Genomic DNA, 22,462 nt, shown 5'->3' on the forward strand with positions numbered 1-22,462 from the left:
ACCGTCTTTCGGTTGTTGTTACGCAGCGCGGCGATCGTCGGTAAGATCTTGAATAGCGCCCCTCGCAGCCGCCCCCCCGGCCGTGTTTTGGGCTTCGTATCGGGGTTGCGGGGGGTCTGGGTGGTGTGTTTCCTGCGTTCTGCTCGGTGGGGAAGGCGAACTCGCGTACCCCGGGACGACGCTGTCCGCTTGGGGTACGCGAGTTCGCTGGTCTTTTCTATGCGGGGTCCAGGCTGGTGGTCAGCCAGGTGCTTACCCTGCGGGCCGCTGTCATGCTTGACCAGGCCGTCAGCTCGATCAGGGTTGCGTCTGCGGGGGTTGTTGCCCGGAACGCCTCCACCAAGGCCTCGTCGACCTGGTAGGACGCCAGGGCGATCGCGAGGGCCAGGCGGCCGGCCGGGCGGTCTGTCTCCGTGAGGCCGGCTACCGCTTCCTCCAGCCAGGCCCGGCTGAGGCCCGGGGGCTTTCCGTCCCATGTGGACAGTCGATCCTGCAGGAGGGTGCGGACCGCCGGTGGTACCGAACGTTCGCCCGCTGCCTCCGTTGCCGCGTACGCGCGGGCGAATGCGTCGGCCACCACTGCGTTCGAGCCTGCCCAGGCCAGGTCCTGCGGGTGGGGGGCCGCCGGCAGCAGCCTCAGCGAGTCGCCCGCCTGTGGGCCTGGGCCCGACGGTGGCCGCAGGACGCCGCCCAGTACGCGGCGGGCCTGGGGCTTGGCCGATTCCGGGACGTGGGACGGGAACGGTGACTCGCGGAGGAACACGTTCACCATGCGGTTGTAGTACTGGAACGCCACCGCCACGCCGATCAGCTCCGGGGCCTGCTCCGGGGGGAACGGCGGCGCGTCCGCCGCCCCCGCCGCGGACGCGCGCGCCCAGTCCTCCCATGCCGCCGTGTCGTCGGCGGCCGGGATGGCCGCCAGTGTCATCCCGTGGACGTCCACGCAGTACGGGCAGCTGTTCGCCTTCGACACCCCGGTGGCCACCGCCTCCTTGGCCGCGCGGCCCGCCAGGCCCTCGGCCAGCAGGGATTCCCGGAGGACCGACCAGGCCGCGGCCAGTACCTCCGGCGCCGCCGAGTGTAGGGCGACCGGTGGGGCGAGCATGCTGAAGTCGCGCTCCACCTGGGCGTACACCTCGGCGACCACGCCCGTGGCCCGGCGCCGCGGGACGACCCGGACGTACCGGGTGTCCCGCAGCGATCGGCGCACGGCGAACCGGACCAGACCGGCTACCATCCCGCGCCCCCTAGCGGGCCGCGCGGGCGATCACGGCGCCCACCACGAAGTCGGGGTACTCCTCGGCGATCGCGTCCACGTCCGGGAGGACCGTCACGTCGGCGAGCCCCGCCGCCTCGAACGTGGCGCGCCAGGCCGCCGGGGTCAGGAACCCGTGCGTCGGGCGCTTCACCGGGTCGGTGATCACGTCGGTGAAGCTGTCCAGGAAGTCGAAGATGATCTCGGCGTGGATCGGGCGGGCGAGCTTCGTGGGCCGCACGCACTCGGACACGACGACCGCTCCGCCCGGCTTCAGCGCCTTCGCCGCCTCGGCGACGACGAAGTCGAGGTCGGGGGCCACGTGGAAGCAGTTGACCGCGTACACCGCGTCGAACGTGCCGGGCTCGACACCCTGCGCTTCCCAGGGCAGCGTCATGTCGATGCGGGCCGACTCGACCGTCGTCGTCGGGGACGCCGCCGCGGCCGCCGCCTTCTCGCCGTGGCGGGCGAACGTCTCCGCGACCTCGGTGAACCGGTAGCGCTTGACGTCGGTGCCGAGCGTGCGCAGCACCTGGTCGGCGCCGCTGCCGCAGCCGCCGCCGATCTCGAGGATCTCGATGCCGCCCGGGGGCACCAGGCGGGACAGCGCTTCCGCGCCCACCTTGTTGTTGATCGAGTACAGCAGGTTGTCGTTGGAGAAGTACTTCAGCCACAACGGAAGCTGCTGCGGCGCGAAGAGGATCTCGTCGCCCGTCGCCTCGCCGGCGAAGAACTTCTTCGCCTCGTCGACCAGGGTCTTCAGGATCTCGGTGGCGACCGCGGCCCCCGGCTCGCGCGCGGCGAGCTCGGCCGCGACGTCGTCCCACACCGGGACGGCCACCGGGCCGGGGACGAACCGGCCGCCCTCGCGGGTGAGGATGCCCGAGTCCGACAGCTTCTCGTAGAGGAAGTGCAGCGGGATCGTCCGGCGCCACGGGATCGACAGCTCCTGCTTGGCCTGCTGGACCGAGATCCCGTCGGCCGACGGCAGGGCGCCGATCGACGCCAGGATCCGGTACGCCGTCGCGTCGACCAGGCGGGCGAACGTCTCGTTGGCCGCCAGGAACCGGTACGGGAAGTGCTCGCGGACGCGTTCGTCGGCGATCGCGGCGCGCAGCTTCGCGAAGTCCGCCACCTTCGGGTGCTCTTCGGGACGGCCGTAGGGGTGCTCCGCCTGGTCACTCATCGATTTCACTCACTTTCGCGACGTCGGACGGGTCAGGCCGCGGAACGGCCGGTCTCCGGGAACGAGCGGACGGTCAGCGGGAGCCCGCCGCCGAGGCGCAGCGACATCATCGGCTCCGGCACGGGCCCCCGGCCGGGCACGGAGTCGAAGTGCAGCTCGCGCAGCAGCGTCGAGATGATGAAGGTGGCCTCCATCAGCCCCAGGTGGTTGCCGACGCAGAACCGGGGCCCGGCGCCGAACGGGATGTGGGCGTAGCGCGGGCGGTCCACCGGCTTGTCCGGGTCGAACCGGTCCGGGTCGAACCGCTCCGGCTCCGGCCAGTACCGCGGGTGCCGGTGCAGGGTGTACGGGCAGATCAGCACCTCGGCGCCGGCCGGCACGTGGTAGCCGCCGACCTCGTCGTCGGCCAGCGCCCGGCGCGGCAGGATCCACACCGGCGGATTCAGCCGCATGGCCTCCTGCAGCACCATGTGCGTGTAGCGCAGCCGGGTCAGGTCCGCGTACTCCGGGCGGCGGTCGCCGTAGACCGCCACCGCCTCCGCGTGCAGCCGCTCCCGGACCTCCGGGTGCCTGCTCACGTGGTCCAGCGTCCAGCCGACGGTGCTCGCGGTCGTCTCGTGCCCGGCCAGCAGCAGCGTCACCAGCTCGTCGCGCATGCGGCGGTCGGCGACGCGCCGGTCGCTTTCCCTGGCGGTGGAGGCGATCAGCCGGGTCAGCACGTCGTCGCCGGCCGCGGACGGCTGCGCCTTCCGCCGCTCGACGAGGACCCCGACGACCTCCTGGAGGTGGTCGCGCGCCGACCGGAACGCCCGCTGCCCCTTCAGCGGCAGCCACCGCGGCACCATGCCGAGGGTCTCCATCTCGAACATGGCCTGGTCCTGGACGGCCTCGAAGGAGTGCTCGACGCCGTCGAACTCGCCGAGGTCGATGTCCAGCAGCGTGCTGCCGAGCACGCCCAGGGTGAGCGCGGTGACCTCGGTCAGCACGTCCACCGGCCGGCCGGTGTCGCGGTGGGCCGAGAGCCGCCCGACCAGGCCGAGCGCCTCGTCGATGATCACGTCGGCCTGCGCGGCGATCCGCTTGTGCTGGAACACCGGCTGGATGGTGCGCCGCTGTTCCTTCCACAGCGCGCCCTCCGACGTCAGCAGCCCGTCGCCCAGCGCGCGCTTGGCCTCGGTGTAGCCGATGCCCTTGTGGTAGTTGGCCGCGTTGTCGGCGAGCACGTGCTTGGCGTGGTCGGGGTGGTTGAAGATGTAGAGCGTCTTCGGGCCGATCGCCACCCGGACCGCGTCGCCGTACTCGCGGACCGCCTCGCTCATCAGGCCCAGCCGGTCCGCGCGCAGCTTGCGCAGGATCCCCGGCGCCGCTCGGCGCGGGGGACCCGGCGGGACGCGGCGGGTGGCGCCGCTCATGCCGAGGGGGTGGTCGTGCCGGGGACGGGCAGGCCGTGCTTCGCCGGGGTGTTCTGGTACGCGGCGAGCTTCCACTCGCCGTCGGTGCGCACGGCGAACCAGGAGGCGCGGATGGCCTGCGCGTCGGAGACCTCGGTCTCACCGGCCGCCACGACCCCGCCGGAGGAGAGCAGCAGGGCGACGTCGGCGCCGAGGAACCGCAGGCCGATCGGCTTGCCGACGACCTGGGTGCCGGCGTACTGGTTGTCGAAGGCGTCCTTGAAGAAGGCCTGGATGTCCGGCCGGCCCTGCTTGAAGATGCCGGGCAGGATCAGCGTGCCGTCGTCGGTGAACAGGTCCGCGATCGAGGCGGCGTCCTGGTGGACCCAGGCGGCGAGGAGCCGCTGGGTGAGCACTGCGACGGCCGCCTGGTCGGCGGGCGACACCTGGGTCGTGGTCATGGTGCTTCCTTTCGGCGCGAGCGACGGGAACCGCGGGCGGCGGACGGAAACTGGCCCCGAACGCGGGCACTCGTCTCCCCGCCGGCCACTCCACGTTCGCACCGGCGCTCCGCCGCCCACGTCTCCCGCAGTGCGGAGTGGTGATCAGGCCGCGGTTCCGTGGACCCGGGCCGGCAGCCGGGACGTGGCCAGGCGTTCCCGGGCCGGGGCGTGTGTGCTGTGTCCGGAATGCACCGCCACGTACCGGATTTCGCCGTCGATGAGTACCTCGAGCTCGGTGCGCCGGCCCGGTTCGAACGCGCCGCCGCACGCCGCGCAGGTGCGCTGGCGCGCGGCCGCGCCGGCCGGGGTTTGCGGGGCCGGGCCGCGGGGCGGGGTGGGCTGGTCGGTCATGGGGCACCTCCTGGGCGGACGCCGGTGTCGCCACCGGGCGGTGTGTGCGGAACTCCTGGACCCCGAGTGCACACCGCACGGGTTCGGCGGGACGTCTTGTGCACTGCGCAATCCCCGCGGTATGGCGGCGGTCCCGGCGCGCCAGCGCACGGTCGGAGATGCCCCCGCCGCCGCGCCCCGGCCAGACTGGACGCTGTGTGGGCCGGGGTGTCACCGAGCCCGGCGCGGACCAGGCCCGCGACCCGTCCCGGGTTCCCGACGGACGTTGATGGGGAGGCCGGCTGATGGCGATGCGCCTCCAGCTCACCGATGGGTGCGAGTTGCTGGAAGAGTGGGCCGGATCGGCGTCGCAGGCCGAACGGAATGTCATGTACGACGCATTGTTCGCGGTCGGCGACGGATCCGCTTTTCTGATTTACGACATTTTCGGCGATCCCCGGGACCCGAGCAATTTCATTGTCGCGGTGAAACCGAATCTCGTGCTCAAGGTGATGCTGCGGCGGGAGGATTCCTCGTTCGCGATCCGCTACCTCGGCGCGCCGGACGACGACCGCGACGAGGCGGCCGGGACCACCGCGCCGACCCGTGAGGAGCCGAGCAGCCCGGAAGGCGCCTAGGCCGAACGGGTTAGATCAGGCGTCCGGGACGGCCGTACCGCTCACGCCTCGTCGATCATGCGTTCCTCACCTTGACAGCCTCTCAAGGCGTGTGAAAGCCTTTTTGCGTTTGCTGGTCAGCCCACTTTACTGGGGTCTCTAATTTACAGGAGGCTGCACCATGTCATCACCTGAATTGCCGGGGCTGGACGTCTCCGGTCGCGTGCGGGCCCGTGACATTCAGATGACCGGTGTGGCCGACCTCGGCCGCCGGGTGCTGATGATCACCGGCGCGATCGACACCACCGATCACGACGTCGCGGTCAACGTCACCCTGCCCGAGGCCGGGCGCTGGCAGGTCATCAAGGCCGAAACGAACCTCACCGACCGGACCTGGGTGGCCATGCAGGCCGTCCTGGACGAGGACTCGACGTTCGTCGACGACCCCGGCACGGCGGTGATGTCCCCGCAGTTCGCCAAGAGCTTCATGACGCCGGACCAGCGCCGCCTCACCTTCTACGACGGCGAGGTGCGCCCGGGCGAATCGGTGCTGAAGATGTATTCGATGGAGACCAGCGGCCGCAAGCCGGGGTACTTCTACTCCCGCTACAGCCCGATCGCCACCGACAGCGCCGAGCAGTCGCAGGCGACCCTCGATCAGCTGGTCAGCGACGGGATGCAGCAGCGCCCGGTGATCGAGCTGATCGTGCCGATCTCCGTCGTCGACTGAGCCCGGCGGGGCCTGGTGATCAAGTTCGTGCCGGAGCCGCACCTGCTCGACTCGCCCCGCGGACGTGACTGGCCGCGCCTGCCGGCGCCCGCCGTCCCGGGTGGCTCCCCCGGGAACGCGGCCGACGTCGTCATCGTCGGGGCCGGGCCGGCGGGGCTCGCGGTCGCCTCCGCGCTGTGGCACCACGGCGTCCGCGACGTCGTGGTGCTCGACCGGACCGGCCGCCCGTGCGGGCGCTTCTTCGGCCGGATCGACCGCCTCGGCCAGCGGGTGCTGCGCTCGCCGTACGAGCACCACCCCGGCGTCGAGGGGTTCCGCGACTGCGAGCTGCTGGACTTCGCCCGGCTGCACTGGTCGCGGCTGACCCGCACCGAGCGGCGGGAGATCCGGATGGCGCAGGCCGGGCACCGCTCGGTCGTGCCGGTCGACGTGTTCGAGGCCTACTGCGACCACCTGGTGACGAGCCACCACGTCGCCGGGAAGACGTGGCAGGCGGCCGTCCGCGAGGTGCTGCCGACGTCCGAAGCGGTGACAGTGCGCGCGAACCGGTTCACCGTCACCGCGCAGCACGCCGTGCTCTGCCTCGGCGAGGAGCGCCGCCCGGCGCCCGACGCCTGGTGGGGCGGCGGCCGTCCGCCGGCCGGAGTGTCCTATTGGGACGAACCGGTGCCCGCGGGCGGGCAGCGCCAGATCGTGGTCGGGGCCGGGCTCACCGCGGCCCACCTGATCACCGGCGCGCTCGGGGCGGGCCGCCGGGTGCACTGGGTGGTGCGGGAGACCGCCGAGCGCTACCAGTGCGCCGACGTCAACTCGTCGTTCTTCCGCCCGGAAGGCCGGGCCCGCTTCGACGGCGTCGACCGGGCCGGCCGGCTGGACCTGATGCGGCAGCACCGGCGGGCGTCGGTCATGTTCGAGTTCCGGCCGCTGCTGCAGCAGGCCGAGGCCGACGGGCGGCTGGTCGTCCACCGCGGCGAGGCGGTGAAGGAGATCGGCGACGGCGTGGTCTGCCGGCTGGAGAGCGGCCGCCTGGTCGAGGCGGACACCGCCGTGCTGGCGCTGGGCACGCTCCCCTCGAGCGGGGCCGGGCTACTGCCTCCGGACCTGGTGAACGAGCGCGACGGCTGGCCGGACCTGGACGAACGGACCCTGCACTACACCCGCGCCCCCCGGGTTTCGGTGGTCGGCGCGGCGGCCGGGTTGATGCTCGGCCCGGCCGCGCGCAACATCGACGGCCACCGCGTGGCGACCGCGCGGGTGGCCGCGTCGATCGCGCACAGCCTGCGGGAAGCGCGCGTCCCGGTGGTGACCGGTGCCTGACACGCGGTTCGCCCTGCCCGCGATCGACGACCCGGGCTCGACCGAGGTCGGTGTCATCCTGCTCGGCCTCGACGCCCAGCGCCTGCTCGCCGGGGTTGGCTTCGCCCGGCTCGCCGACGATCCGGGGCTGGTGACGCAGGCGGTCGACCAGGCCCGCCACGGCGTCGCCGGGTTCGGGTTCGCCGGCCTGGTCGCGGCCGGGTGGGCGCGCTGGCGGGCGGTCCGGGACGCCGTCGGCAGCACCCCGGGGACCTCGTCCCCCGCCGCCCTGCGGGGCGCGTGGGTCGAGGCCGCGGGCCGCGTCGCCGCCGCCGTACCCGAGGCCGGCCCGGCCTCGGTCGCCTACCTGACCGCCTGTTCACTGCGCCGCGGGGAAGTGGACCGCCTGGCCGACGGAGACGGAGAACCCGGTGTCCCACCTGAAGTCCCTGCCGGCTGAAACCCGGCTGCTGCACGTGTTCGAGGCCTACCCCGGCCCAGCCCGGCCGCTGCTGGACCTGCACGAGCAGGTGATGCGCGCCGAGTCCCCGTTCACCCCGGGCGAGCGCGAGCTGATCGCGGCGTACGTGTCGGGGGTGAACAGCTGCGGCTACTGCCACGGGATCCACACGATCACCGCGGAGGCGTTCGGCGTCCCCGAAGGGCTGCTCGCCGCCGCGGTGCGCGACCTCGACGCCGCGCCGGTGGACGCGAAGATCCGGCCGGTGCTGGCCTACGTCGGCAAGCTGACCCGGACGCCGTCCCGGATGACCGACGCCGACGCCGAGGCCGTGTTCGCCGCGGGCTGGGACGACCGCGCCCTGCACGACGCCATCCAGGTGTGCGCGCTGTTCAACTTCATGAACCGCGTGGTCGAGGGCATCGGCCTGCGCGCCGACGACGCCTACGCGACGACGTCCGGCCTGCGGCTGCACGAGATCGGCTACGCGGGTCTGGCGAAGCTCCTTCCTGCGGAGAGGTGAACCGCGCACCCGTGGAGACGCAGGCATCCCCCGCGCGGCCGGATGCTCGATCCAGCAGCACACCCGCCGCCGGCGCCCGCCGGTGGCGGCCGGAGCGCTGGAGGGTGCGGAAATCATGGTCATCGTCATGGCTGTCGATGCCACGGCCGGGGACGTCGAAGCGGTCGTCGACCGCGTGACGGCGGCGGGCGGCGAAGCCTTCGTCAGCCGCGGGGTGAGCCGGACGGTCATCGGGCTGGTCGGCGAGGTCGACCGGTTCGAGGCCCTCAACCTGGGCGGGATGCGCGGGGTGCGCAGCGTCACCCGGATCTCCGCCAAGTACAAGCTGGTGAGCCTCGAGCACCACCCGGAGCGGTCCACGGTGCACGTGCGCGGCGTGCCGATCGGCCCGGACTCGGTCACCCTGATCGCCGGCCCGTGCGCGGTGGAGACGCCGGAGCAGACCCTGGAGGCCGCGCGGATGGCCCAGGCCGCGGGCGCGACCCTGCTGCGCGGCGGCGCGTTCAAGCCGCGCACGTCGCCGTACGCGTTCCAGGGGCTCGGCGAACTCGGCCTGCGGATCCTGGCCGACGTCCGGGCCGAGACCGGCCTGCCGGTGGTCACCGAAGTGGTCGCGGCGCACGACGTCGAAATGGTCGCCCGGTACGCCGACATGCTGCAGATCGGCACCCGGAACATGCAGAACTTCGGGCTGCTGCAGGCGGTGGGCGAGGCGGGCAAGCCGGTGCTGCTCAAGCGCGGCATGAGCGCCACCATCGAGGAGTGGCTGATGGCCGCGGAGTACATCGCCCAGCGCGGCAACCTCGACATCGTGCTGTGCGAGCGGGGGATCCGCACGTTCGAGACCGCCACCCGCAACACCCTCGACATCTCCGCGGTGCCGGTGGTCCAGCGGCTTTCGCACCTGCCGGTGATGATCGACCCGTCGCACTCCGGCGGGCGCCGCGACCTCGTGCTGCCGCTTTCGCGCGCGGCGGTCGCGGTGGGGGCCGACGGCGTGCTCGTCGACGTCCACCCGCACCCCGAAGAGGCCCGGTGCGACGGCCCGCAGGCGCTGGTCGCCGCCGACCTGCGCGTCCTGCAGCGGTCCCTCCAGGACCTCGCCCCGGTGCTCGGCCGGCGCGGGCCGGCCCAGTGGAACCCGCGCCGGCTGGCCGGCTGAGCCGCAGGTCCGCACGCTCGAATGTTCCGTGCACAAAGGAATTCCGGCTACCTTGCGATGACGGTTCCCGACGATCCCGCGGAGTTCTCGTGACAATCAAGCCGAAGCACACGATGTACCAGACCACCGTCCTCGACGCCGACCCGGACACGGTGTGGGCCGAGATCCGCAACGTCCTGAACCTGGTGAAGATCCTGTTCGGCGACACCGTCGGGAACTCGCACTGGGTCGAGGGCGGCTCGCCGGAGCTGGTGCCGTCGCGGTACGAGTTCACGATGCTGCAGAACCAGGGCCTGGTGCAGCAGGAGGTGGCCGGCCGCAACGAGGTGGACCGCTCGCTCACCTACCGCACCCTGGCCCCGGTGCTGTGCCTCTACGACTACGTCGCCACCTACCGCGTCTTCCCGGTGACGAACGAGCCCGGCCGCAGCTTCCTCGAGTACCGCCGGGAGTTCATGGTCACCGACGACGCGGCGCCGGAGATCGTGCAGGGGCTGATGGGCATGATGGAGAACCAGATCAGCGTCGTGCGCGACTACTTCGCCCCGCCGCAGCAGTAAGCCCGGCCGTGTCGACCACAGTGGACAGTGAGCCGCCCTTCCTGGACGTCACCGCGCCGGGATTCGGCTTCGGCACGCCGGCGGTGGCCGAGGCCCAGGCGAAGAACTGGTACGCGGAAAGCCCGGTGGGCCTGTTCGTCCTGCGGTACGCGGAGGGGCACGCGCTGCTGCGGGACCAGCGCCTGAACCACAACGGCAAGCGCTTCATGGAGATGAACGGCGTCACCGGCGGCCCGATCCACGACTGGTTCGTCCCGATGATCATGAACCACGACGGGGCGCACCACCGCCGCCTGCGCGGCCTGGTGGGCAAGGCCTTCACGCCGAAGATGATCGCCGGGCTGCGCCCGTTCATCCGGGCCCGCGCGAAGGAACTGGCCGAAGAACTGGGTTCGGCGGCCGCGTGCGAGTTCATCGGGGACTTCGCGAACCCGTTGCCGCTGGCGGTGATGAGCGAAATGCTCGGCGTACCGCCCGAGGACCACGACGTCTTCCACACGTGGACGACGGACGTCGGCCTGGTGTTCAGCATCGCCCTCGGCGGCGACGTGGTGTCCCGTGTGGAGGCGGCGCTCGTCGGATTGGGCGAGTACATCGACGCGCTGATGGCCCGGAAGAAGGCCGAACCGGCCGGCGACCTCATCTCCGCGTTGGTGGCCGCGCAGCAGGACGACCCGCTGGTGAGCCCGGCGGAGCTGCGGAACCTGATCATCACCACGGTGTTCGCGGCGCACGACACGACCCGTCACCAGCTGGCCAACGCGATGGTGGCGTTCGCCGCGCACCCGGACCAGTGGCGCCTGCTGGGCACCCGGCCGGACCTGGCGGACCAGGCGGTCGACGAGGTGATGCGCTGGCTCCCGTCGTCGCCGACGATCTACCGGTTCGCGGCGGAGGACTTCGAGTACCAGGGTCTGAGCATCGCCAGGGACACGTTCCTGACGGTGTGCGTGACGGCGGCCCAGCGCGACCCGCGGGTGTTCCGCAACGCCGGGGAGTTCGACATCACGGTCGCCCCCGAGGCCCCGCTGCTGCAGTTCGGCGCGGGACCGCACCACTGCCTCGGCATCGCGCTCGCCAAGGCCGAACTGACGGAGGCGTTGCCGGCGCTGGCGAACCGGCTGGGTCCGCCGGCGGTGGCGGGGGAGTTCACCTGGCGGCCGCCGATCGGCATCCACGGGCCGAACGAGCTGTCGTTGCGCTTCGCCTGAACAGCAGCGAAAACGGGTTGCCGGCCTCGGCCGGCAGCCCGTTTTCGCGTCCGACCGGTCAGGCCGCCCGGGGCAGTTCGCCCTCCAGGTCGTCCTCCAGCCGGTGGACGTTCGTGCGCAGCCGCGCCTCCCGGCGGCCCGCCCGCTTGTCCAGGTACACCGCCATCGGGGCCGTCATCGCCGTCGAGACCAGCGCCATCAGCACCAGCATCGTGAACATCTCGGGCGAGAGCACCCCGAGGTCCAGGCCGACGTTCAGCACGATGAGCTCGGTCAGGCCCCGGCAGTTCATCAGGACGCCGATCTGCAGCGACCGGCAGAAGCTCTCGCCGACGCTGCGGGCCGCCACGGTCGCGCTGACGAGCTTGCCGACCACGGCGATCACCAGGATCGCCGCGCACCACAGCCACAGCGAGGGGTCGGCGAGCAGCCCGATGTTCGTCCGGAGGCCGCTGTAGGCGAAGAACAACGGCAGCATCAACGCCGTCGTGAGGCCGCTCGCGTTCTCGTGCAGCCACTCCTCCACCACGTTGCCGCGCGGGAAGACCAGGCCGAACATGAACGCGCCGAACATCGCGTGCACGCCGATCCAGTCGGTCGCCATCGCGCACAGCAGCACCCCGACCAGGGCCAGCGGGGCGACGCGGCGCAGGACCGGCTCGGACGTGCGGGCGAAGAACCTCGTCAGCAGCGGGCGGGCGACGTAGTACAGCACGCCGGCGAACGCCGCGGCCAAGCCGAGCGTCAGCAGCACGCCGACCAGCGAGGACGCCGTGATCAGCGCGACCACCAGCGCCAGCAGCGACCACGCCGTGACGTCGTCGACCACCGCGCAGGTCACCGCGACCACCCCGATGCGGCTGTGGAACATGCCGGTGTCCTTGAGGATCCGGACCAGCACCGGCAACGCCGTGATGCTCATCGAAACCCCGATGAACAGGGCGAACGGCAGCGAGCCGACGCCCTTCGGCGCGAACTTGGCGTAGGCGACCACGGCGAGCAGGATGCCCAGCACGAACGGCACCGCGATGCTCACGTGGCTGACCACCAGCGCCAGGTGCCCGCGCCCGCGGATCAGCCGCGTGTTGAGTTCCAGCCCGGTGAGGAACACGAACAGCACGATGCCGACCTGGGCCAGCACGTTCAGCTGCGGCATGATCGCGGCCGGCAGCACGGCCGACGCGCCCGCCGGCCAGATCGCCCCGAGCACCGACGGGCCGAGGACGATGCCCGCGGCGATCTCGCCGACCACCGGCGGCTGGCCGATCCGCCGCATCAGCCAGCCGGTCGCCTTGCACGCGGCGATGACGACCGCGATCGCCAGCAGCAGCTGGGCCACCGGGTGGCCGGCCGCCGCGGCCGCCTTGGCCGCGGCCCCCGTCCGGGTGCCTTCGCGGGTGAGTACGAGAATGCTGGCCAGCACCGGGATCACGACGAGCAGGCCGTAGACCCCCAGTGCCCGCAGGCCGTGCTTCTGCTTGCCTTCCGGCATCGGTGACTCCCGTTCCGTCAGAGCGAGTGCGGACCGACGGTGACCGGTACGCCGTTGAACACCGCATTGCCCGACGGCACGTCGACGACCAGCTCGTCGGTCAGCGCGTTGGCGTTGACCCCCGGGTGCTGGGCGGCCACCCGCTGCGAGCTGCCCGCGTGCCCCCAGCCGTGGGGCAGGCTGACGACCCCGGGCATGATCGAGTCGGTCGGCTCGACCTCGACGACCAGCTCGCCCGCCGACGAGCGCACGACCGCCTTCTCACCCAGCCCGAGCCGGCTGACGTCGGCCGGGTTGACGTGCAGGGTGCAGCGGTTGCTGCCGCCGACGAGCGAGGGGACGTTGTGCAGCCAGCTGTTGTTGGAGCGCAGCTGGCGCCGGCCGATCAGCAGCATCTCCGGGACCGGCGCGGCCAGCCGGGCGCGCAGCCGCGCGAAGTCGGCGACGATCGGCTCCGGGGTGAGCTCGATCTTGCCCGACGGCGTGCACACCAGTTCCTTCAGCCGCGGCTCCAGCGGGCCGAGGTCGATGCCGTTCGGCTTTTCCTTCAGCTTCGCCAGGGAGAGGCCGTAGGGACCGAACTTCAGCATCGTGTCGAGGATCAGCTCGGGCCCGTCGTCACCCTCGATGGTGGCGCGCAGGGTGGCGACGTCCATGCCTTCGACCGGGGAGCCGGGCATCTGCGTGGCGCCGGTCAGCAGCTGCTCGACGAAGCCCTCGTCGACGGCGGCCGCCGGCACCTGCAGCGGTGCGCCGCCCGCGATCAGCGTCAGCCGGGCCAGGATCTCCGCCTCCGATCGCTGGTCGGCCTCGAGCGGCAGCACCGCCGGGGAGTAGCGGGTGTAGTTGCGCACCATGACGATCTGCATCAGGAAGTCGTAGTGCGGCATCTGCAGGATGCGGGGTGGCGGCAGGATCACGTGCGCCCGCCGGGTGGTTTCCGTCAGGTACGGGTCGACGCAGACCATGAAGTCCAGCGAGTCGAACGCCCGCCCGAACCGCGGCCCGTTGGGCGCGGCCACCACCTGGTTGGCGGCGATGTTGATCAGCGCCCGGACCTGTCCTTCGCCGGGCGTCTCGATCTCGTCCGGCAGGGTGGCCGTCGGCAGCTCGCCGAGCACCTCCGGGAACCCCTTCACCCGGCTGTGCCAGCGGCCGTACTCGAACGGCTGGCCGGTGCGGAACACCTCGAGCGCGGCGGTCCGGGTGAACATCGGGCCGCCGGGGCGGTCGAGGTTGCCGGTGAGGATGTTGATGACGTCGACCAGCCACTGCGTGATCGTCCCGAACTCGACCACCGACCCGCCCATGCGCGAGTACACGACCGCCGTCGGCGCCGCGGCCAGCTCGCGCGCGATCCGCGCGATGTCGGCCGCCGGCACGCCGCACAGCACCTCGGCCGCCGCCGGCGAGAACTCCTCGGTCAGCGTGCGCAGCTCGTCGAGCCCGGCGACGTCGAGGGTGACCTTGGCCAGGTCCTCCTGCAGCAGGGTGTGCACGATCCCCAGCAGCAGCACCGAGTCCGTGCCCGGCCGGACGAAGAAGTGCTCGTCACAGTTCTTCGCGGTGCGGGTCCGGCGCGGGTCGACGACGACCAGCTTGCCGCCGCGCTTGCGCAGCGCCCGCAGCCGGGCCGGCATGTCGGGGGCGCAGAACAGCGAACCGTGCGACTCCATCGGGTTCGCGCCGAGCACGAGCAGGTAGTCGGTGCGGTCGATGTCCGGCACGGCGATGGCGAACGGGTCGCCGTAGAGGTGCGCGCAGGCGACGTGCTTGGGCATGTGGTCGATGGTGCCGGAGGAGTAGACGTTCTTCGACGCCAGCGACTGGATCAGCGGGATGCGGTACAGGAACCCGGCCATCGTGTGGTAGGTCGGGTTGCCGAAGTAGACGGCGACCGCGTCCCGGCCGTACTTCTCGATGACACCGGAGATCCCGCGCTCGACGGCCTCGAACGCCTCGTCCCAGGTGGCTTCCCGCCACTGGTCGCCCTCGCGGATCATGGGGTGGCGCAGGCGGTCGGGGTCTTCGTCGAGGCTGCCGAGGCTGGCGCCCTTCGGGCAGATGTAGCCCTTGGTGAACGGATCGTCGTCGTCACCGCGCACCTTCGTGACGCGGCCGGCGGGGTCGAGGTCGATCTTCAGTCCGCAGACGGCGTCGCAGATGGGACACGTCCGGTGGGCGGTGGTCATCGGTACTCCAGTGGTGGGAACGCCCATACGGGCACGGCCACGACAGTCCCGGAAGGACTGTCGTGGCCGTGGGTGAACAAGGGAACGGTCATGCCGCCTTCGGCAGCTCGGCGGTCTCGCCGAACGCCGGCTGGACACCGTCGGCGACCGGGAACGTGTACGGCTCGCGGCTGTCCTTCGCCGGGCCGAACAGCGACTTCCACAGGACCTTCAGCGCGAAGCCCGGCTTCATCAGCGCTTCCGGCTTCTGGATGAGCCCCGCCGTCTTGAAGTACTCGGCGGTGATCGAACCGTCGTGCGTGGCCGCGATCTGCACCCGCTTCAGGAACCAGTTGCCCATCCTGACCTTGAACGGCCGCTCGCCCTCGACGCCCGGCAGGCTCAGGTCGATCTGGTTGGTCATCTCCCACGCCTGGTCGATGGCGTCGGTGGCCAGGTCGCGGAAGTAGTCCTGCGGCACCGGCGCGGCCCCGCTGTGCAGGTGCTGGCGCAGCACCAGGGCGCACAGCGCGGCGACGCTCATGCCCTGGGCGTACACCGGGTTGAACGTGGTGACCGCGTCGCCGGTGACGAGCAGGCCCTCGGGGAAGCGGCGCAGCTTGTGGTAGTGGCGGCGCAGCGTCGTCGGGAACTTGAACGGCATCGCCTTGTCGACCGGGTCGGCGTACCGCAGCGTGTTGTAGACGTCCTTGGCGGGCAGCGACTTCAGCCACGCCATCAGGCCGTCGTAGTCGGTCGGCGGGTGATCGCCGAGGATGCCGTAGGTGGTCAGCTCGACCTTGCCGTCCTCGACCAGGAAGAAGACGTTGCCGCGCGGCACGGCGGCGTGCGCGATCTGGTTGATCGCCACGTCGTTCTGGAAGCCGTTGGCGCCCTCGCGCAGGCGGAAGTGCTGCGTGACGTAGCCGAGGTCGATCTTCTTGCGCTCCTCGAACGGCTTCTCGTAGCCGAGCTGCTCCAGCCAGACCGGCGTCCGCGAGCCGCGGCCGGTGGCGTCGACCACCAGGTCGGCCTCGATGACCTCGTCGTGGTCCGTACCGCGCTTCTGCACCCGGGCGCCGGTGACCTGGCTCTTGTCGGCCGTCGTGATCAGGCCGAGGATGTCGTGCTCCTCGACGAAGGTCACGTTGGGGAACTGCTGCACGCGCTCGCGGATGAACCACTCGAACATCGGCCGCACCACGCCGAGCGTGGTCAGGCCGGCGTGCTGCTGCTTGAGCCGGTTGCCCCGGGCGTACCAGCGGCACGAGCCGGACAGGTCGCCGGTCGGCACGCCGTAGTCGACCATCTCCTGGGTGAGGCCCGGGAAGAGCTCCTCCATCACCTGCACGCCGCGGGCGAGCAGACCGTTGGCCTGGTGGCTCTGCGGGCAGAACCGCCGCACGCCCTTGACACCGACGAGCTTGTCGCGGTCCACGATCAGGACCTCGTCGTAGGCGTCCGCGAGCACCCTGGCCGCAAACAGGCCGGCAATGCTGCCGCCCAGCACCACCGCGCGGGTTCCGGCATCCTGGCCCATCGCGGTCACCTCCTTGATTCCGTGGTTGACATTCCGGGTGGGCGGTCGGGCCGCCCCGCCGGTGATCCAGCCGTGCTGCCAGCGTCACACCCGCCGCCCGCGCCCGGCATCTCTGCCGTTGCGGGGTCGGCGGCCGTTCGGCTCACCGCAACACGAACCCTTCGTAGCCGTTGCCGGCGACTTCGTCGCACTTCGCGCGGTACGGCCCGACCCCGCCGACGTAGGGCATGAAGACCCGCGGCTTCCCGGGGACGTTGGCGCCGAGGTAGAACGAGTCCGCCTGCGGGAGCAGCGTCATGTCGCTGACCGCGCGGACGTGCTCGGTCCACTCCTTCTCGGCGGTGTCCACGGCTTCGGCGACCGACCGGTCGTGCCGGGCCATGTGGTCGACCAGGTCGCCGATCCACTCGACGTGCTGCTCGATCGAGACGATCATGTTGCCGAACACCGACGGGCTGCCCGGGCCGGTGATCGTGAACAGGTTCGGGAACCCGGCCACGGCGACGCCGAGGTAGGTTTCCGGGCCGTCGCGCCACTTGTCCCGCAGCGCCACGCCGTCGCGGCCGCGGATGTCCACGGCGAGCAGCGCGCCGGTCATGGCGTCGAAGCCGGTCGCGATGACCAGGCTGTCGAACTCGTACTCGCGCTCGGTGGTCAGCACGCCCTGGGGCGTGATCTCGACGAGGTCCTCCTCGCGCAGGTCCACCAGGTGCACGTGCTCGCGGTTGTAGGTCTCGTAGTAGCCGGTGTCGAGGCAGGGCCGCTTGGTCGCGAACGGGTAGCCGCGCGGCTCGAGCTTGCGCGCGAGCTCGGGGTCGGTGACCCGGTCGCGGACCTTCTCCCGGAGGAACTCGGCGGCGGTTTCGTTTGAGCCGGCGTCGAAGATGAGGTCGGTGAACGACTGCACGAGGGCGAAGACGTGCCCGCGGTCCCAGCACGCCTGGTAGACCGCGCGGCGCTCGGCGTCGGTCACCTCGAGGGCCGACTGCGTCGGCATGTCCATCGCGACGCCGAACAGCGACTGGCGGGCGGCCGTGCGGACGTCCCGGTAGTGCGCCTTGGTCTCCGCGACGACGGCCTGGTCGATCGGCCCGTTGAAGGCGGGGTAGACGAAGTTCGGGGTGCGCTGGAACACCGTCAGGTCGCTCGCCTGCGCGGCGAGGAACGGGATGGCCTGCACGCCCGAAGACCCGGTGCCGATCACGCCGAGCCGCTGCCCGCGGAAGCCGGGCTCGTCCTCCGGCCACCGCGCGGTGTGGTACCAGGGGCCGGAAAACCGTTCCAGGCCCGGCACTTCCGGGAACTTCGGCGTCGAAAGGCAGCCGGTGGCCATGATGCAGAACCGCGCCGAGACCTCGTGGCCGCCGTCGGTGCGGACGGTCCACCGGGACGTGTCCTCGTCGAACACCGCCGCCGTCACCCGCGTCCGCAATACGATGTCGCGGCGCAGGTCGTGGCGGTCGGCCACGTGCCGCAGGTAGGCGTGGATCTCCGGCTGGCTCGCGTACTTCTCCGACCACTGCCAGTCCTGCTCGAGGTCCGGGTCGAAGGAGTAGGAGTAGTTGAGGCTGTCCACGTCGCACCGGGCGCCCGGGTACCGGTTCCAGTACCAGGTGCCGCCGACGTCGGCGCCCGCTTCGAAGACCTTGACGGACAACCCCTGTCCGCGCAGGCGGTGCAGCATGTAGAGCCCGGCGAAGCCGGCACCCACGACGACAGCATCGAGTTCTTCGGCCGCACTGGCCATGGGGTCATCCTCTCTACGGCGGGCGGTACCGGGACGCGCCGGCCACCGGGAACGGGCGAGATCGCCGTGGCAACCACGTTAGCCGCGGCCACCGCCCGCGGCTCTCTTCCCTTGCGGCGCTGGACCGAACGCGCAGGGGCGGAGAAGACGCGCCGATCCGCGCGGGGAAAGTCTGGGGCACCACGATCCCCGGGAGGTCACGATGGGCCGCGACTACTACACGGCGGCGGTGCAGGGACCGCACGAGCACTTCGCGCTCGGAGCGTTCACAGTGGACAGTGGGGTGACCCTGCCGGACGCGCGGCTGGCGTACCGCACGCACGGGAGCCTGAACGCCGCACGCGACAACGCCGTGCTCGTGCCGCACATGTACTCCGGCACGTCGGCGGCGATGGAGGGCCTGATCGGCGAAGGCCGCGCGCTCGACCCGTCGCGGTACTTCATCATCCTGCCCGACCAGCTCGGCAGCGGCCTGTCCTCGTCGCCGAGCAACACCCCGGCGCCGTTCGACGGGCCCCGGTTCCCGGCCGTCACGATCGCCGACGACGTGCGTGCCCAGCACCGGCTGGTCACCGAGCACTTCGGCCTCACCACCCTGCACGCGGTGATCGGCTGGTCGATGGGCGGGCTGCAGACCTACGACTGGGCGGTCCGCCACCCCGAGCTGGTGCAGCGCGCGGGCGTGTTCGCGGCGACGGCGAAGACCCCGGTGCAGAACCGGCTCTTCATCGACGTCCACACCGAGCTGTTGCGTTCGGACCCCGCCTTCGCCGACGGGTCCTACGCCGACTCCGACGACGTCCACGTCGGCCTCGCCCGGCACGCGATGGCGTTCGCCGCCGCGGCCACCGGCCGCCGGTTCTTCCGCGAGGAGGTCTGGCGCCGGCTCGGGTTCTCCGCGGTCGAGGAGTTCACGCTCGGCTTCATGCGCGGGCACTTCGCCCCGATGGACCCGAACAACCTGCTGTGCCAGGCGGCGAAGTGGCGTGACGCCGACGTGAGCAAGCAGACCGGCGGGGACCTGGCGGCCGCGCTCGGCCGGATCACCGCCCGGTTCTTCGTCTACCCGTTCGGCGGCGACGAGTTCTTCCCGGCCGAGGACCACGAACCGGACGTCGCGCTGATCGCCGGCGCCCGGTTGCGGGTGATCGACAGTCCACTCGGGCACTTCACGATGTTCGGCCTGCTGCCCGAAGACGTGGCCGCGGTCGACGACGCGCTGGCGGAGATTCTGAAGTCCTGAGTGGGCGGACCCGTCTGTCGGCACAAATCCCGACACGCCCACCCGCGGCGGGGTCCCGATGCCACCCCGCGTACCGGATCCGTTCCGGTGCGTCGACATCGGTGACGGTTCACCCCGTTTCACGCTCAACCAGTCCGTTTTTCTCACGTTTTCCCGCATGTACAGAGATGTCCGTGCCACCCCCGGCGGCAGAGGATCGCTCGGTCGGGGGAGCGCGGTACCGGTAACGGCACCGCGCGACGGGAAGACGAGACCCGAGGAGCGGGCGATGTTGAATCGAAGAAAGTTACTGGGGTGGATGACGGCCGGTGGCGTCGCGGGCGGCGCGGCGCTGCTGCCGTCGGCGTTGACGGCCGGCGCCGCTCCCACCGGGGTGGACCACACCGGACACGGGGCGGCCGCGGGGGCGGCGGAACCCGCGGCACGCCGGTCGTTCGGGGTCACCCAGTTCACCCAGGTCATGCCGGTGCCGCAGACGCTGACACCGGTGCGCCGGGCGGACGGCACCGACACCTACCGGATTCCGATCCAGACCGCGAACTTCGCGTTCACCCCGGGCAAGCCGACGCCGGTGCGGACCTTCGGCGGCCAGTTCCTCGGGCCGCTGATCCGGGCGAAGACGGGCACCCCGGTCGAAATCACCTTCTGCAACCAGCTGACCGTGGCGTCCAACGTGCACCTGCACGGCGGGCACAACCCCCAGGTCAGCGACGGCTACCCGATGGACCTGATCCAGCCGGGCCAGAGCCGCACCTACCGGTACCCGAACCAGCAGCAGGGCGCGACCCTCTGGTACCACGACCACTCGCACGGCACCGAGGCCGAGAACGTCTACAAGGGACTGCACGGGTTCTACATCCTCGACGACGACTCGGAAAAGGGCCTGAACCTGCCGAGCGGGCAGTACGACGTCCCGATCATGCTCCGGGACGCCCAGATCGACGCCAACGGCGTGCTCGTCTGGCCGAACTTCGCGCCGGACCGCACCACGGTGCTCACCAACGGCGTGGTGGCGCCGTACTTCCCGGTCGCGGCGCGCAAGTACCGCTTCCGGCTGCTCAACACCGGCAACGAGCGCGGATTCCGGCTCACCCTGGGCGGGCTGGCGATGACGCAGATCGGCTCCGACGGCGGCCTGCTGCCGGCGCCGGTGACCCGCTCGGACATCACGTTCACCTCCGGGGAACGCGTGGACATCGTGATCGACTTCTCCAACCAGCCGATCGGGTCGAAGTTCGTGCTGTCCGACGTGTCGGGCCCGGTGCTCCGGTTCGACGTCACGCGGACCGCGGCCGACACCAGCCGGGTGCCCGCCACCCTGCGGCCGCTGCCCGCGCTGGGGACCCCGACCGTGCAGCGGCAGGTCACGATGAAGTTCGACGATTCGGGCAACGTCGGGCTCGTCAACGACCAGGCCTACGACCCGAACCGGGTCGACTTCCAGGTCAAGCGGGGCGCGACGGAAGTCTGGACGGTCACCAACACCGACACGGTCTGGGGCGCGCCGCACACGTTCCACCTGCACCTGGAACAGTTCCGGGTGCTCGACCGCAACGGTGCGCCGCCGACCCCGGACGACGCGGGGCGCAAGGACACCGTGCTCATCATGCCCGGCGAGTCGGTCCGGGTGCAGGCCACGTTCACCGAGTACACCGGCAAGTACGTCTACCACTGCCACTTCCTGGACCACTCGTCCATCGGGATGATGGCCCAGATGGAGATCGTCCCCTGATTTCGTCCACACGGGACTGATGTCCGTCCGGTGTGGACATGACTGGGGAAGGCATGCCGGGAGATGCCGGGCGCCGGGTGCGTCCGGGAGGATCCGGGAACGTATGCAGTCAGCCGAGCGGCCGGGGTTCCTCGCGGGGCCCCGGCCCGCGCGACGAGGAGGAGGACGCTATGTCTGACGCATTGCCCGGCGTGGCCGCCGGCACCTGGGTGATCGACCCGGCCCACTCGAACGTCGGGTTCGCGGTGCGCCACCTGATGAGCAAGGTGCGCGGGCGGTTCAGCGCGTTCGAGGGCCAGCTGGTGATCGACGAGGACCCGGCGCGCTCGTCGGCGTCGGTGTCGATCGACCTGGCCTCGGTGGAGACCGGCAACGAGATGCGCGACAACCACCTGCGCACCCGGGACTTCTTCGACGTCGAGCAGGCGCCGAAGATGACGTTCACGAGCACCGGGCTCCGCCAGGACGGCGAGCGGTGGCTGCTCACCGGCGACCTGGAGATCCGCGACGTGACCAAGGGCGTGGAGCTCGAGCTGGAGTTCCTCGGCGTGGACCCGACGGGTGTCCAGGGCGAACCGCGGGTCGGCTTCGGCGGCCGCACGTCGATCACCCGCAGCGACTTCGGCATCGACTTCGGCCTGGCCGAGGGTGCGAAGATCGTCGTGGGCGACAAGGTGGAGATCGAGCTGGAGATCGAGGCGGTCCTCGCCGGCTGAACGCGGAGTGACGGAAAGGGCGGGTCTCCGGGGAGACCCGCCCTTCTTGCGTTGCGGCTCAGTCCGCGCCGCGCTCCTCCAGCAGGTACAGCGCGTACGCCGCCAGCGTCGAGTTGTCCCTGATCCGGCCGTCGCGCATCATCCGTTCGACTTCGTCGCGCGGGAACCAGCGGTGGCGCATGTCCTGCTCGGTGGGTTCCCGCGCCGGCGGGCCCGGCGTGAGGTCCGTCGCCACGAACACGTCGCACGCCTGCGGGCTCGCGCCGTGCCAGCCGAACAGGTGGCCCAGGTGCCGCAGGTCGCCAGCGCGCAGGCCCGTCTCCTCCGACAGCTCCGCGTACGCGAGCTCCACCGGCGTTCCCGTGCGGCCCGCCGGGAAGCAGCCCTGGGGGAACTCCCAGTACCGCCCGCCCACCGGGTAGCGGTACTGGTCGACCAGGTGGAACCCGTCGTTCTCGGCCGCGATCACCACGGCGAAGTCGGGGCGGTCCACCACCGAGTAGATGCCCTCGGAACCGTCTTGGCGCTCGATCCGGTCTTCCCGCACCGAAAGCCACTCGTTGCGGTAGACCAGCCGTGACGACAGCTGGCGGATCA

General features: G+C 71.3%; 21 protein-coding genes. 11 read left to right on the top strand and 10 right to left on the bottom strand.

Annotated elements, in window-relative coordinates:
- Positions 1–217: 217 nt before the first annotated feature.
- The 5 genes from ABZW17_RS24595 to ABZW17_RS24615 form a co-directional block, all read right to left on the bottom strand.
- Positions 218–1,237 (bottom strand): carboxymuconolactone decarboxylase family protein, encoded by a 1,020-nt coding sequence (locus ABZW17_RS24595; protein WP_354818492.1) that lies wholly within the window; start codon positions 1,235–1,237, stop codon positions 218–220.
- Between the two features lie 10 nt (positions 1,238–1,247).
- Positions 1,248–2,441: a methyltransferase gene (locus tag ABZW17_RS24600; RefSeq protein ID WP_354818495.1), complete on the bottom strand. Its 1,194-nt coding sequence runs from the start codon at positions 2,439–2,441 to the stop codon at positions 1,248–1,250.
- A 32-nt stretch (positions 2,442–2,473) separates the two neighbouring features.
- Positions 2,474–3,853, bottom strand: coding sequence for a cytochrome P450 (locus ABZW17_RS24605; protein WP_354818498.1), 1,380 nt, complete (start codon positions 3,851–3,853; stop codon positions 2,474–2,476).
- On the bottom strand, positions 3,850–4,293 hold the full coding sequence (locus ABZW17_RS24610) for an SgcJ/EcaC family oxidoreductase (RefSeq protein WP_354818501.1): 444 nt from the start codon (positions 4,291–4,293) through the stop codon (positions 3,850–3,852). Before ABZW17_RS24610 ends, ABZW17_RS24605 begins: the two co-directional genes overlap by 4 nt.
- A 144-nt stretch (positions 4,294–4,437) precedes the next feature.
- Complete coding sequence (locus ABZW17_RS24615) at positions 4,438–4,686, bottom strand: hypothetical protein (RefSeq protein WP_354818504.1); 249 nt, start codon at positions 4,684–4,686, stop codon at positions 4,438–4,440.
- A gap of 284 nt (positions 4,687–4,970) precedes the next feature.
- Between ABZW17_RS24615 and ABZW17_RS24620 the strand changes: the two genes are divergently transcribed.
- The 8 genes from ABZW17_RS24620 to ABZW17_RS24655 all read left to right on the top strand — a co-directional run bounded on the left by ABZW17_RS24620 (position 4,971) and on the right by ABZW17_RS24655 (position 11,224).
- Positions 4,971–5,303, top strand: coding sequence for a DUF6235 family protein (locus ABZW17_RS24620; protein ID WP_354818507.1), 333 nt, complete (start codon positions 4,971–4,973; stop codon positions 5,301–5,303).
- Positions 5,304–5,526: 223 nt separating this feature from the next.
- On the top strand, positions 5,527–6,012 hold the full coding sequence (locus ABZW17_RS24625; protein ID WP_354818771.1) for a DUF6423 family protein: 486 nt from the start codon (positions 5,527–5,529) through the stop codon (positions 6,010–6,012).
- A 15-nt stretch (positions 6,013–6,027) separates the two neighbouring features.
- Positions 6,028–7,329: an FAD-dependent monooxygenase gene (locus ABZW17_RS24630; protein WP_354818510.1), complete on the top strand. Its 1,302-nt coding sequence runs from the start codon at positions 6,028–6,030 to the stop codon at positions 7,327–7,329.
- A complete protein-coding gene (locus tag ABZW17_RS24635; RefSeq protein WP_354818513.1) occupies positions 7,322–7,768 on the top strand; it encodes a DUF6187 family protein in 447 nt (148 codons plus the stop codon). The genes ABZW17_RS24630 and ABZW17_RS24635 overlap by 8 nt, the downstream gene beginning before the upstream one ends.
- Entirely contained in the window at positions 7,740–8,291 is a 552-nt protein-coding gene (locus ABZW17_RS24640) for a peroxidase-related enzyme (protein ID WP_354818516.1), read from the top strand. Before ABZW17_RS24635 ends, ABZW17_RS24640 begins: the two co-directional genes overlap by 29 nt.
- A 127-nt stretch (positions 8,292–8,418) precedes the next feature.
- Positions 8,419–9,453 (top strand): 3-deoxy-7-phosphoheptulonate synthase, encoded by a 1,035-nt coding sequence (gene aroF / locus ABZW17_RS24645; protein WP_354818519.1) that lies wholly within the window; start codon positions 8,419–8,421, stop codon positions 9,451–9,453.
- Between the two features lie 89 nt (positions 9,454–9,542).
- Complete coding sequence (locus ABZW17_RS24650; protein ID WP_354818522.1) at positions 9,543–10,013, top strand: SRPBCC family protein; 471 nt, start codon at positions 9,543–9,545, stop codon at positions 10,011–10,013.
- Between the two features lie 8 nt (positions 10,014–10,021).
- Positions 10,022–11,224, top strand: coding sequence for a cytochrome P450 (locus ABZW17_RS24655; protein ID WP_354818525.1), 1,203 nt, complete (start codon positions 10,022–10,024; stop codon positions 11,222–11,224).
- Between the two features lie 58 nt (positions 11,225–11,282).
- Here ABZW17_RS24655 and ABZW17_RS24660 read toward each other — a convergent pair whose 3' ends face one another.
- The 4 genes from ABZW17_RS24660 to ABZW17_RS24675 all read right to left on the bottom strand — a co-directional run bounded on the left by ABZW17_RS24660 (position 11,283) and on the right by ABZW17_RS24675 (position 18,174).
- Complete coding sequence (locus ABZW17_RS24660; protein WP_354818528.1) at positions 11,283–12,716, bottom strand: cation:proton antiporter; 1,434 nt, start codon at positions 12,714–12,716, stop codon at positions 11,283–11,285.
- 17 nt (positions 12,717–12,733) lie between these two features.
- The gene (locus tag ABZW17_RS24665) at positions 12,734–14,908 is read right to left on the bottom strand and encodes a molybdopterin oxidoreductase family protein (RefSeq protein WP_354818531.1); all 2,175 of its coding nucleotides are present in this window, start codon (positions 14,906–14,908) and stop codon (positions 12,734–12,736) included.
- Positions 14,909–14,996: 88 nt separating this feature from the next.
- On the bottom strand, positions 14,997–16,427 hold the full coding sequence (locus ABZW17_RS24670; RefSeq protein ID WP_354818534.1) for an FAD-dependent monooxygenase: 1,431 nt from the start codon (positions 16,425–16,427) through the stop codon (positions 14,997–14,999).
- Positions 16,428–16,569: 142 nt separating this feature from the next.
- Positions 16,570–18,174: an NAD(P)/FAD-dependent oxidoreductase gene (locus ABZW17_RS24675; RefSeq protein WP_354818537.1), complete on the bottom strand. Its 1,605-nt coding sequence runs from the start codon at positions 18,172–18,174 to the stop codon at positions 16,570–16,572.
- A gap of 202 nt (positions 18,175–18,376) precedes the next feature.
- Between ABZW17_RS24675 and ABZW17_RS24680 the strand changes: the two genes are divergently transcribed.
- The 3 genes from ABZW17_RS24680 to ABZW17_RS24690 all read left to right on the top strand — a co-directional run bounded on the left by ABZW17_RS24680 (position 18,377) and on the right by ABZW17_RS24690 (position 21,865).
- Positions 18,377–19,417 (top strand): alpha/beta fold hydrolase, encoded by a 1,041-nt coding sequence (locus tag ABZW17_RS24680; RefSeq protein ID WP_354818540.1) that lies wholly within the window; start codon positions 18,377–18,379, stop codon positions 19,415–19,417.
- Between the two features lie 268 nt (positions 19,418–19,685).
- Positions 19,686–21,149 (top strand): multicopper oxidase domain-containing protein, encoded by a 1,464-nt coding sequence (locus ABZW17_RS24685; protein ID WP_354818542.1) that lies wholly within the window; start codon positions 19,686–19,688, stop codon positions 21,147–21,149.
- A 170-nt stretch (positions 21,150–21,319) separates the two neighbouring features.
- Positions 21,320–21,865 carry a YceI family protein gene (locus tag ABZW17_RS24690; protein ID WP_354818545.1) on the top strand — a complete coding sequence of 182 codons (546 nt, stop codon included), beginning with the start codon at positions 21,320–21,322 and terminating at the stop codon, positions 21,863–21,865.
- 58 nt (positions 21,866–21,923) lie between these two features.
- Here the strand turns inward: ABZW17_RS24690 and ABZW17_RS24695 are convergent, their stop codons facing one another.
- Entirely contained in the window at positions 21,924–22,460 is a 537-nt protein-coding gene (locus ABZW17_RS24695; protein ID WP_354818774.1) for an NUDIX hydrolase, read from the bottom strand.
- Positions 22,461–22,462: the final 2 nt, after the last annotated feature.

This window comes from Amycolatopsis sp. NPDC004625, from assembly GCF_040609695.1.
Taxonomy (GTDB): domain Bacteria; phylum Actinomycetota; class Actinomycetes; order Mycobacteriales; family Pseudonocardiaceae; genus Amycolatopsis.